Raw genomic sequence first — 13,091 nt, forward strand, 5'->3', positions numbered from 1 at the left:
AGCATATCGAACTCGGTAAAACCTAAACGAGGTTCGATTTCTGAGATTTTTTGTATCTTTACCATGTGTTTTTATTTTAGATTACCCCCGTTTTGGTCGTCAAACCGTTTTTTGGGGGGTATGTAGGTCAGCGGCATTACTGCCGCTTCCCCCATTAAGAACTGTACGTGCGACTTTCACCGCATACAGCTCCGATAATTCTAAATTTAATTCTCACGAAATTAAACCGGCTCTTTCGATGACTTGTTTCCAATAAAGTTTTATTATGCACGTTGCCAGGCATACTTTCGTTTCCGCCTTTCAAAGTAGGTATCCCATGAAGGGTCAAACGGATTGGCTTCGCACTTCACCTTGACATGTCGCCTGATTGGAATGTCTGCCAGTTTACGTAGTATGAACTTATCCTTTATACCACCACATACATATTCGAGTCCGAATATCCAGCTTCTGTTTCCATCACGGATAAAGTATTTGTTCCGTATCCATTCTCTTGACTTGTCGGTATGCTTGCGATATGCCCATCTCTTTATCTGATTTATCAGGACCTGATCACATCGGCAGAACACTTCCTTTGAAACCACATGACTATAATAGTTCCCCCATCCCTGTATTATAGGGTTGAGTTTCCCTATCAGTTCCTGCTGCGACAATGCTTTGCCTTTGGCTAGGATTATTTCATGCAGTTTGACGGTGAACCGTTTTTGACTTTTCTTAGATGGTTTGATTATCAATGTACCGTTATACTTCCGGACATTGAACCCCAAAAAGTCAAATCCCTCGCTGATGTGTGTTATCAGTGTCTTTTCTTCGGATAGCATGAGACCACGCTTCTCAAGAAACCTTGTCAGCATGTGTTTTATATCCTCCAATGTTTTCCGTTTGTCTGCTGTAACGATGAAGTCGTCCGCATAACGCACGCAATTCACTTTCGGATGATAGAGCCTCCCATCGATATAACTTACCTTATACTTCTCTTTCAGTATTCTTTCCATGCCGTCAAGTGCGGCATTGGCAAGTGTCGGTGAGATGATACCGCCTTGCGGAGTACCTTCTACGACCGGTTGGAGCAGTTTGTTGAATACGACTCCACTTTTCAGCCATTTCCCTAAGATATGCTTGTCGATTCGTACGTTATCGAGAAGCCATTCGTGGCTGATGTGGTCGAAGCACCCTTTGATGTCCCCCTCCAATATCCATTGGGGAGAACAATCCCTGCTTAGCCATCTGTGCAGGGCATCAATGGCGTCTGCCGTGCTCCTGAACTTTCTAAACCCATAAGAGTTAGCATCCGCTGTTGTTTCCGTAACTGGTTCCAATGCCATCAGATAAAGAGCCTGCATAGCCCTGTCCCTCATGGTTGGAATCCCGAGCGGTCTCATCTTTCCGTTCTTCTTGGGTATGTTGACCCTTTTCAGTGGGAGGGCTCTGTACCCTCTCCGTTTCAAAGAACACAATGCGTTTACCTTCCTGGCATCAGTGTCCCATAATACATGGTCAACCCCTGCCGTACGTTTGCCTTTATTGGAGGTCACCTTCCTTACAGCCAATGCCTTGGCTTCGTAAGAAGTGACAAGAAGGTGTTGCAAGGCTCTGACCTTGTTGTACCTTTTCTTTTTCTGAGCCTTTGCTATTCGGATTTGCAGCTTTCTAACCTTGCACTCACATTTGGAAAAATCTATTTCTTTCCATGTATTGCTGTGCTTGGCTGAAGATGCACACTCGGCTTTCGCCTTGCTCCTTTGCTGTTTCTTCATTTCTTTCGAGTTCTACAATCGTTTCACAAAGAATTACCCTGCGGAAGTCTGCCTGCTTTCGCATGAGGTGACGTTTAAACCTCTATCCTCCGCATTACACGGAAGCTTTCGCTTTCTCCGCAATCCTTTACCCGCACCTCGTTCGGCTTTTCTTGCGATTAGCTTACCTACCCGAATACAGCTAGGAGAAACTACGGGCTTACCAAGTTCCATACAAGTAACTGACGATTGACTTAGAGTCCGCCTCTCCACCGGCAGTATGCTGTCCGTGTAGCCTTACATCCCAAAAAGACTATCCTGACTGCCCGCCTTTTGGCTATAGCTTGTAAATATCCGTAAGCTATTTCTTTATTACGATGGTGCAGCGATTCACATATGTTACTCATATCAGTCAGCCTAACAGCCCATACATTGGATATTTCTGTAAAGGACAGCATTGTCAAGAGGGCTTCGCACCAAACCATTACTAGTAAAGCACGCCTCTTTAGGCTACTATTGACGGAACAATAGGTTTAGACGCAGTGCTAAACAATTACTTATACGACTTCTTGTCGCACGGAATGCTTAAAGATACAAAAAAGGCAACTAACTCGCAATGAAGTAGTTGCCTTAAATTTTCCTATTTCAGGAATATCCCTGCTAACACTATTTATTCAAGAGAGAGAAATTTATTATTTGATCTCTACCGCTTTATTTATGCGATAAATTGGAAATCTCTCTGCTATCCATTTTGGGCATTTTGTGCCAAAAATACAATTAAATAGCGATATTCCATGCTAAATATAATATTAAATTGTTCAGAACATATCGTAATAACTTGATAAATATTTACATAATGAGCTACAATTTTGATATAAAAAAGTAAAGGACACCCCATCGTAATCCCTACGATGAGGTGCTTCTATTAGCAATATAATGCTAAATTAACACTAAATTATTAAGAGAGAGATTTATTACTTTTCTTTTGGTGCAACTTCCGGAGTAACCAACTTCTTTATCGATTTCGTATTCAGATACAAAAAAGCCAATCTCGGGTTTGCTTCCTGTGTAACCAGTTGCAATGAGTCTGGAGACAAGAGCCCAATACGTTCACGGGTCTTATATACTTCTACCTTTCCATTATCTTCCTTGCTGAATCCTTCGATAATCAAATAACCATCCTTATCAATCTTCCAAGTTTTTAAATCCAAAGAGGGAATATTGATTGCAGAGCACTTCCCACCTTTTTTAAATTCAAAACCTTTCAGTTCACCTGTCGATTTATAAGTATAAGGATTACACCATTTACCAATAATTTGTTTCTCCACTTTGTCCTGTCCGTAGCTACTGAATGCAAAACAAGACAGAGCCATAGCTGTAATTAATAATTTCTTCATTTTATTTATTTTTCTAGTAAATCATATTTCTGATCAATCCCACGTTCTCTTAAATGAATACCCTCTTTCATCCAACGCGGTTCTTTTGTTCCTTTCAGGTAATAGTCGAAAAACTGCATCATCCGGATAGTCCAATCTTTCTGAGCACCCCTACCCATTACAAAATGCCCCTCACCTTTGTAATTCAACAACCATGCCGGACGTTGCAGACGACGCATTGCCAGATAAAGGGCACGACCTTGTTCATACGCAACAGCCTCATCCTGATCATTATGCAATATCAATAAAGGCGTATGTATCTTGTCTGCTTCCAAAATTGCAGAACTTGCCAGATACTTATCTTTTGCCTCCCACAAAGTCTTTCCCATACGACTTTGTGTTTCCTCATACATAAAATATCGTGGCAGACCGCTTCCATTACGTATTCCTAAATAGCCGGTCACCATATCCGTGATAGGAGCCGCTATATTAGCACAGGTAAAAATATCTGTCTTGGTTACCAAATATGATGTTTGATAGCCAGACCAACTATGTCCTTGCAAACCTATTTTCCCGGGATGTGCTATCCCCTGCTCTATCAGATATTTTGTTCCGCTTACTACAGCATCATAACAACTCTGACCGGGGGTTCCAACCGTGAAATGTACATCCGGCATAAACACAATATAACCGTTGCTAGCAAAATATACAGGATCTCCCAACGCGCTGCTTAACAACGGGGCATGATAAATATTCAATTCACCGGAATGAGTCTCATAAAACTGTACCAACACCGGATATTCTTTTTGAGGATCATAATCTTCAGGCAAATAAAGCAACCCTTTATTTTCTTTATTCTCATAATTGGTCCACTTTACCAATTTAACTGTACCCCATTTATAATCCGCTTGTTGAGGGTTAACATTCGTCACCCTGACCGGATTTGAAAAGTCTGCTTTACTCCACCACAAATCTCTAAATTCTGTTATATTCTGACGATTCCAGACGCAATACTTATGATTATCGGAAAAACGGTATATATTATATGTATAAGGGCCTTCCATCAGTTTTTTCAGACGCCCTTTCATATCAAGCTGATAAACCCCCTCATCCATTGTGTTTTTATCCCAAAGACTAACAATGACAGTTTCATCCTTCTGAAAAACGTCTTTATCTATATTACTCGTCATTTTACGAATAGACTTGCCATGTTTGCGACCATAACCTTTAGTCAGACACTCCGGCTGTCGCTCTCCGGTCAAATCTACTTTCCACCAGTCATATGCATCATACAGAAATACATGATTCCCGTCAGCCGTCCACCCAGCTATTCCATAAGCAGGAGCAGGAGCTGGCTGATCATAACTTTCCACGAACATCGGATAACCGATAGCATCTGATATATTTACAACCTTACCGGTAGCACCATCAAATTTATTCCAAACCTGCGCAATAGGATCGTACATTACCGCCCACTTACCATTCACCGACCATTTTGGAGTAGTACGATAACTACGTCCGATCAATTGTTTTACACCTGTATGCACATTCACTGAATAAACATCAAACGGCAACTGGTCCAACCATTCACGTTGCATCTTATACGGAGATTCATCCGTGTAAAGCACATAATCCAATTTTTCCGCTCCCGACGGTAAGAGTAAATCTACAGTAGATGAAGCTACTTCAGTAAGCTTTTTAGAAGAAATATCATAAATATACGTCACCGACTTATCTTGCCTATAACGTCCACCTCTTTGTAAAGTCGGAACCTCCATTTCATTCCATGTCCACAACTCCAATTCAAAGCTCTTGTCCGGTTTCTTCTCCGGTTCTTCCCTTCTACGTGAAATTTGCTGTGAGCCCCGAAGTTCAAGTTTCAGAAAATTATGGCTTTTAGACAAGTCAATACGTCCGATAGACATACCATCAGGCAAAACAATCTCTTTCCGGTCAAAAAACAGGTTACAACCCGGCTTCTTTAATGAGAAAGCATACCACAAAGAATCATTTATGCTAAACTCTCCAGTCATCTCTTTCTCATTAAAACTATAAGAAGAAGGCTCCTTCTTTATAGAGCTTTGATAAAGAGTCTTATATGGACCAGCTAAAGGACCATAGCATAACTCGTTTCCGCCGGACTTTTTACGAATGAAAAGAATAGAACGTCCTCCGTCATACAAGGTATGATAGCCGATACTGTCAATATGAAAAGCAACCTCTGTTTTCAGATGACGTATCACCAGCCTGTTAAAAGCCGGAACATGATTTGTAGTATCTTTGGGTACATTAATAACCGAAATTGAATAAGGGGTCCCTTCTACAGGGTGAAAATCCTCTTGGTGCTTCCATTCGGTCTTCATTCCTGAAGGCAACGATAACAAGATTGTTTTCATTACTCCCCCAGAGTCTGTCTGTTGATAAAAAGCTCCCTGGTCCTTATTATAAAATTCCAATCTTTCTATATCACCATCCAACAATATCTCTTTTCGAGTATGAGAATCAAATAGATGCAATGGCTTCTCTTCTCTGTTATCCGGATTATATTCCATTAACGATATACGGTAAGTCACCCATCTGCCTGTCGGTGAAATATCCGGTGCATCAATACGCTTCCATAATGTACATGCCTCTATATCCAACGACTTTTTCTGAGCCTCAACCGGAAGATTAGCTCCTAACGCCAACCCCACTATAACCCCTATATACATAAATATCCGATTCATCTTATCTTCTCCTGTCATCTTTAATCATATCTTTATTCAAATCAACATCAAAATCAGCCGAATTATCATATAGCAGCAAACGGGCAAAATGACGCCACATCTTATGTTCAAAAAATTCTTCAGACTCACCGAAGAATCCGTGCGTGCATTTCGGTAATACAAACAAATCGAAATCCTTGTCTGCCTTAATTAATGCATCCGCCAGACGCAATGTATGGGCCGGATTTACAGTTTTATCCATCGCACCCGTAAACAGTAACAAGCCATGTTTGTAGTTCTTCGCCAGCTCCTGATTCGGGCGCACACGAACACTGTAATCATAAGTTGTACTTTCCACTCCCAAACTATCTTTAGTCGTTTTCACCCTTTCGTCTACACCGAAATGAATCTCTACAAAACCTTTGTTGTAAATGCGATTGTCATGATTACCTGCCGACGAAACGGCAGCCGAATAAAAATCGGGATAAGTGCAAATGGCAGCAGCCGACATAAATCCACCACCTGAGTGCCCGTAAATACCGACTTTAGTAATATCAATAAACGGATAGCGGGCGGCCAGTTGCTCAATAGCATACTTGTCATCCGCCAACGGATAATCGCGCATATTGTTGTATCCGTAAGTGTGATAAGCCTTCCCCCGCATCGGAGTACCACCTCTATGCCCTACAGTGATTACAATAAATCCCAATTGCGCCAAACGTGTATTATAAACATCGTTAATCGTAAAGCGTGTAGGTACATATTCAAAAAATGGCCCCGGATAAACATTCGAAATAATAGGATACACTTTCGTCGAGTCAAAATCAGCAGGTTTCCACATCACACCATACAAATCGGTCACCCCATCGGCAGCCTTTACCTTAAAACGTTCCGGTGCTTTCCATCCCATCTCATAGACAGGCTGAAGATCCGGTTTCTCCAAGGTCATGATTATCTTTCCATTCCGGTTACGAACCACATTTACCGGTTCCTGCGAAACAGTAGAGTAAGAATCTACCAAATATCGGCAAGACGGAGAAATACTGACCTCATGTGAAGCATTCTCCGATGTAAGCAGACGAAGCGTATTCGAACGGTCCAACTGTGCCTCATAAAGAATATAATAATAAGGGTCGATTTCCTTCTCTCTACCGTAACCATAAAAATAAATTTTACGTCTAACAGTATCAATCTTCGCTATCGGACCGGCTACCCATGTACCATCCGTCACTTGATTTTTCAGGTTACCGGTAGCCGTATCATAAAGATAATAATGTCCCCACCCATTTCGTTCAGAGCGGAAAAGGATTTCTTTTCCGTCATTCAGGAAGGAAACATTACGCATCTGGTAGTCAAGGTAAGGCTTGTTTTCCTCATGAATCACGACACGGACTTTTCCCGTCTCCACATCCACTTCACAAATATCCGCCTGATTCCACGTGCGGTTATAACGTTGAAAATACAAACGCTTTCCATCTCCCGAGACGTAAAGGACATCGATATATTGATCCGGCCAACGGTTAATATCAATCTTCTTCACTTCACGGCTATCCACGTCACCAATTAACAATTCATATTGGGTAACATATTTATCGCCTGCAAGCTCGGCTTTATATGTCTTCAATGTCGGATAAGGAGTATCCAACGAGTTGATGAGCCATGAATCACGAACTTTCCGATTATCTTCACGCACGGCATAAAAACGATGAGTACCCGGAATCCAATGAGCGGATTCGGCTCCAAACCGTCCTTCTGATTCTCCTTCTTCTTCACGGTTGAAAGTATAATGCCTTTCCCCATCAGCGGTTAATTTTACAGGTATGGTATCCTGCCCCTTTTGAGGATTGCCTACAAAATACAAATTATGACGGCTTGCATATAAAAAGAAAAGACTGTCCGGCGAATATTTCATCCAATACGGGTCAGCATTCCCATAAGAAGGCTTTTCATTAAGCTTCTCCAACACTTTCGTATGAATATTATACGTATAAAGCCCACGGTCAAAATCAATGCGAATCGTTTCGTTATCTTTCATAAAGGTGAAAGACAAATATGGATCTGCCGAAGAATAAGCTTTCTTTGTATATGCTGCAATTTTGCTTAATAGTTCATCCGTATCAAATAACAAACGTTTTTCTTTCTTCTTCGGATTAACATAATAATATTTCTTTCCTTCACGTGTCGTAAAAGAATAATAGAAACAATCCGTATCGTTAATAAATGTCGGCCTGACTTCTGTCGAATACTTTACTATAGGATTCTGCTCCAACAAACGAAACTTTTCCGCCAGCTTATAATTCGCCTTCTGCTGTGCGCTGACAAAGCCGCATACCAACAAGGCAACCACCGGACATGCATATTTGAAGAGGGAGTTTTTCATAAATCTTATCTATTGTCCTATTTGTTGCGGTTAATGTCTCCCCAATAATCCGCCCGGTCATCTCCCAGCAGATACTTTGCAAAGAAACGATACATTTTTTTCTCAAAATACTTATCAGCAGAGCCATATCCATGACCGGCACCCGGAATGACAAGCATATCGAAATCCTTGCCGGATTCAATTAAAGCATGTGCTAAACGATAAGTATGAGCCGGATTTACATTTTTATCTTCATCACCGGTTACAAGCATCAAATGCCCCTTCAAATTCTTCGCAAGCTCGGCATTTGTTTTCACGCTAAATTTATATTCGTATTCTTTTCTCTCATTACCTAAACTATCTTTCACAGTCTTTTCTATCTCCCTCACACCATTATAACATTCTCCCCATCCGCGATTATAGATATAATTATCATGATTACCGGAACAAGAAACAGCAGCTTTATAAAAATCCGGATAAGTCAAGATAGCTGATGCTGCCATAAAGCCACCACCCGAATGACCATAAATGCCCACCTTATTAATATCAATAAATGAATAGCGGCTGGCTAATTGCTCGATAGCATATTTATCATCTGCTAAGGGGTAATCACGCATATTACCATAACCAAAACGATGATATGTCTTTCCTCGCATAGGAGAATCACCGCGATGTCCTACAGCGATTACGATAAATCCCAATTGTGCCATACGCAAACTGTATCTGTCGGATAAAGAAAATCCAGTAGGTACAAATCCGAAATAAGGTCCGGGGTAAACTACAGAAATAATCGGATATTTTTTATTCGGATTAAAATCCGAAGGTTTCCACATCACGCCATATAAATTAGTAGCATTATCAGCAGCCTTTACCACAAACCGTTCCGGCTGTTTCCATCCGGCATCATATACAGCCCGTAAATCCGGCTTTGCCAACTCAACGATAGTCTTTCCCTGATCATTCTTCAAAAGAATTTTCGGTTCCATATCTACTCGTGAATAAGTATCAACATAATAACGTCTCGACTGCAAAAAATGAGCATTATGCTGCCCGTCTTCTTTACTGATAAGCGTAGCCCCTTCCTTATCAATATTTGCTTTATACACCCTGTAGTAAAAAGGATTAACGTCCTCATTACCATAACCGTAGAAATAAATTTCTCGTCCCAATGTATCAATAGCCACAATATGACCACAGTTCCATTTACCGGATGTAATAGTATTCTTTAAATTTCCATCTCCGTCATAATGATAATAATGCCCCCATCCGGTACGTTCCGAACGGAACAAGATATCTTTTCCATCATTTAATATGACAACGTTACGAGCATGAGGATCACGATAAGGTTTATCCACTTCATGAATAATTTCTTTTACCTCCATCGTATTTGTATTTACAGAACAGACATCCACTTCATCCCACGTTCGTTTAGTGCGTTCAAAGAACACCAAATCGCCTTTGGAAGAAGTTTCAAACACCATTACATACTGATCAGGCCATTTATCAACATTCGCTTTTCTGGCTGTTTTATTCACCGCATCAATAATCACTAATTCATATTGTGTTACATGCTTGTCACCCGGAAATTCATATTTATATTTTTCCAATTGGGGGACTTTAGATAAAGAATTAATCACCCAAGAATCACGTAATTTCCGTTCATCTTCCAAAACGAAGTAAGCATGGCGGCTATCTTTACACCAACGCGCATTGGTAGCCATTTCTTTATCTGGTTCGAATCCATCCCGCTCTCGTGCATACGTATAATAAGGCATCCCGTCGAAAGTCAATTGCACTTCGGTAGTATCCATTCCCAATGCCTTATTTCCCTTTACATAAAGATTGTGGTTCTTTGCATATAGAATATACTTTCTGTCCGGAGAAAAATTCATCCAAGAATATATAACTTCTCCCTCCGTCCTTTTATCGTCATCTGTCTTTCTGATTTCTTTCAACTTACGATTTATGCGATTATACTCATAAGTTTTGCTTCTATGTTCAAAAGTAAATGATTTCTGGTCTTTGGAAAATTTAAATTCATGGAATGAAAAGTCCTTAGGATCAATTGTTTCTCTCGTCAACTCCGTAAGAGCCATTGCCATTTCATCATTGTCAAACAGCAGTTCCCGTTTGCCATTTGCCGGAGTCACATAATAATAGAATTTCCCGTCTGTTGTCTGAAAATCAAACCAGAAATTATCTGTACCATTAATCTCATGCGGATAAATGGCCAAGCTATTTCTGGAAAGTTTTCCACCTAAATCAAAAGCATTGAACTTCTCTGCAAGTTCATAATTAGCCTGTTGCTGAGGTTTGGCAACAGTAACCAAACCTCCGGCAAATAAAGCCAATAGTATTCCAAATTTATATCCCATATCGTGTCTGGATGATTTTCTTTTTAAAAATTGAATGATACAAAATCTCGGATAGAGCCATATTTGTAAATAATATCTACAATATTGCCAAAATTATTATTCACCGGGGTCTCAGCCTTTGGATCTGGGAAAAGCTGATTAATCTTCACATCTGTAGCCAACGCCTGTTTGTCTTCCGTTTCCCAAACTTCATAAATGCCAAACGTGCCATCCTCTAATGCTACTCCTAATTGCCCGTTATGTTCCGGTTGCCATTTAGCCGGTTCTCCAGAATACCATACATTAATATCATTAGCAGCCAATGCCTTAACAGGAGAATCAAATGAATGCAACTTTTTCAACACCGCTTTATCACCTGCCCCATATTGAAAATACCACAAATCGTTTCCATTAGCAATTACCACATACTGCTTGATATTAAATACTGCCATATCTGTATATCCACTCAAGCCATCAAGTGAGAATTTTTCAAATACTTTGGTAGAAACTCTGCTTGAATAGCTATAATTTCCCACTTTCCATTGAAAATATAACAGTTCATACTGAGAACCGTTACGTACAATTGCGACCCAACTAGGTTTAACATCCTGATACCCCTCATCATTTGAGGTTGCCGGCATTATAGTAAGCAATTCTCCATTCCCCAATTTATATCTATCATCTACAGGATCTTCCTCATACTCTCCTGTTTGTACACTATGCACTCCACTGCTATAAGTCGATTCCTTTATACTAGGTTCAGCATAAGAAACAACTTCCGCATCATCAATGATCCCCACAATTTCATTATCCGCTGTATAAGCCGGAATAGCTCCATGATGCTTATTGAGCTTAAAGCTTGGATAAACTCCCTTGAACTTTTTATCCTTTCCCAACGGAAAGGAGGTATAAGCACAAGAATGAAAATCACTGGCAAAAGCCGTACCCGCCCAATAAATATATCCATCGGAATTTAACAAAGCTTTAGCGGAAAAAGTCATAGCAGCAGCCTGAGGATGTAAACCGGCTTCCGGCAAATCTCCTCTAAACTCATCCTCTGTATAAACAGAGCGCTCTAACGTGCTACCGTTCAGTTCCACCCAGCGGTCCTGCATCACTCCCACTTCATCACTTGTCTCAAAAACTTCACCATACGGACCTAAATAACCTGCATTCAAAAACAACCCGACCGGGTTAGATCCCAATCCATCCGAAACCTTCTCTACTACTTGATCATACACAAGCGAGTCTCTGTCAATCTCAGCTATTGTTGTACCATCAGTAACCGTCATCTTATGAAGAACCGAACTGGCACCGACAAAAGAAAGTTCAGACTCCTGAGATTCACCTTCTCTCAATATCAACCAACCACGAGTGAATGGTGAACGTACCCTAAGCGTACAACTCCTGGAAAACTTAACCCCGCTTTTATTATCGATTACTGTATAAGTAACTTCATGTACCCCCCCACGCTCAAAACTGAAAGTGCAAGAAGGTCCGGTTTCTTCCGGCAACAATACACCATCCAGTCTCCATTCATAAGATACATCCGGATTTTCTTTATCAATAGTAAATTCAAAAGTCGGAGTAATAGTCAACTTTTGAGCATACGAAAGAAAATATTCGTCTTTCATTCCTCCAATCTCTCTCCCCTCCAACTCGTTAAATTCACTATAATCATAGTTGTTTTCATCATCCAGGCAACCTGAAAAACTCATTATGCCAGCCAAAACATATATATATATCAATATTCTTTTCATACTATCATTAATCTTTAATTATCCTACAACCGGTATTTCAATAATCACACCTGTTTCATCCCTCAACGGATCATCAGGATCTCTTCCAGCGTTTATTTCTTCTACCATATACTTTAATTGCAAAGAATATTTGCGCAATTTCACCTTATCCTTACCATCGAACAATACATCATCATTCTCCTGTAACACTTTTAAAAACAGACGGTACTTGGTATCCGAATAATCTCCCAGATAATACCAGTCAACCGAACTGTACTCACCGTCATATAGGTCTTTATAGTCCCACCATTCAGGTTTTACAAGACGGTCTGTCACAGCAATGATAGCCCTGGAATAGGTGGCTAAGCCTTCACTGACTTCACCACCTGCATTTATTTTTAATGCAACATACTTGGTAACCGTCTTTAAATCATCCGAATTTTTCAGCTTTACATAAATCGTATCCAATAGTTGTCCGTTTTTAAAAATGCATTTTTCCGGCAAAATACATTGGGATGCAGGATAAGTAGACAGACTCTCATCTATCCCGATAGTAAATTCCAGATCTTTATCCTGAACTTTACCGGAAATAGCCACTTCTATCGGCACTTCTGCTATTTTTACATCCATACCTTCTTCCATAGGATAAAACTCAAAACAAATTCTAGTCGTATCTTTTGTTATGTCTTTATTAAAGTTGATATAAGATACATCATTACCATTAACAACCAGTCCTTCTTCTTGACAGGAAATAAAGAATGACATGCCCATGCATACCATTACTCCTGCAAACAATATATCTTTTGTTCTCATAAGTTTTTATTC

At 40.3% G+C, this 13,091-nt stretch carries 7 protein-coding genes; all 7 read right to left on the reverse strand.

Annotated elements, in window-relative coordinates:
• Positions 1-263 precede the first annotated feature (263 nt).
• Positions 264-1,754: a group II intron reverse transcriptase/maturase gene (gene ltrA, locus H8S63_RS12470; RefSeq protein WP_186926954.1), complete on the reverse strand. Its 1,491-nt coding sequence runs from the start codon at positions 1,752-1,754 to the stop codon at positions 264-266.
• A gap of 953 nt (positions 1,755-2,707) precedes the next feature.
• Entirely contained in the window at positions 2,708-3,130 is a 423-nt protein-coding gene (locus H8S63_RS12475; protein ID WP_186926955.1) for a lipocalin family protein, read from the reverse strand.
• Between the two features lie 5 nt (positions 3,131-3,135).
• Entirely contained in the window at positions 3,136-5,853 is a 2,718-nt protein-coding gene (locus H8S63_RS12480) for a prolyl oligopeptidase family serine peptidase (protein ID WP_186926956.1), read from the reverse strand.
• Entirely contained in the window at positions 5,837-8,194 is a 2,358-nt protein-coding gene (locus H8S63_RS12485; RefSeq protein WP_022274746.1) for a DPP IV N-terminal domain-containing protein, read from the reverse strand. The genes H8S63_RS12480 and H8S63_RS12485 overlap by 17 nt, the downstream gene beginning before the upstream one ends.
• Before the next feature lie 17 nt (positions 8,195-8,211).
• The gene (locus H8S63_RS12490) at positions 8,212-10,548 is read right to left on the reverse strand and encodes a prolyl oligopeptidase family serine peptidase (protein WP_186926957.1); all 2,337 of its coding nucleotides are present in this window, start codon (positions 10,546-10,548) and stop codon (positions 8,212-8,214) included.
• A 23-nt stretch (positions 10,549-10,571) separates the two neighbouring features.
• The gene (locus H8S63_RS12495) at positions 10,572-12,287 is read right to left on the reverse strand and encodes a PKD-like family lipoprotein (protein WP_186926958.1); all 1,716 of its coding nucleotides are present in this window, start codon (positions 12,285-12,287) and stop codon (positions 10,572-10,574) included.
• Positions 12,288-12,305: 18 nt separating this feature from the next.
• Positions 12,306-13,079, reverse strand: coding sequence for a DUF4843 domain-containing protein (locus H8S63_RS12500; RefSeq protein ID WP_186926959.1), 774 nt, complete (start codon positions 13,077-13,079; stop codon positions 12,306-12,308).
• Positions 13,080-13,091 lie beyond the last annotated feature (12 nt).

Origin of the sequence: Bacteroides sp. NSJ-39, assembly GCF_014287315.1 — a bacterium.
Lineage (GTDB): Bacteria > Bacteroidota > Bacteroidia > Bacteroidales > Bacteroidaceae > Bacteroides > Bacteroides finegoldii.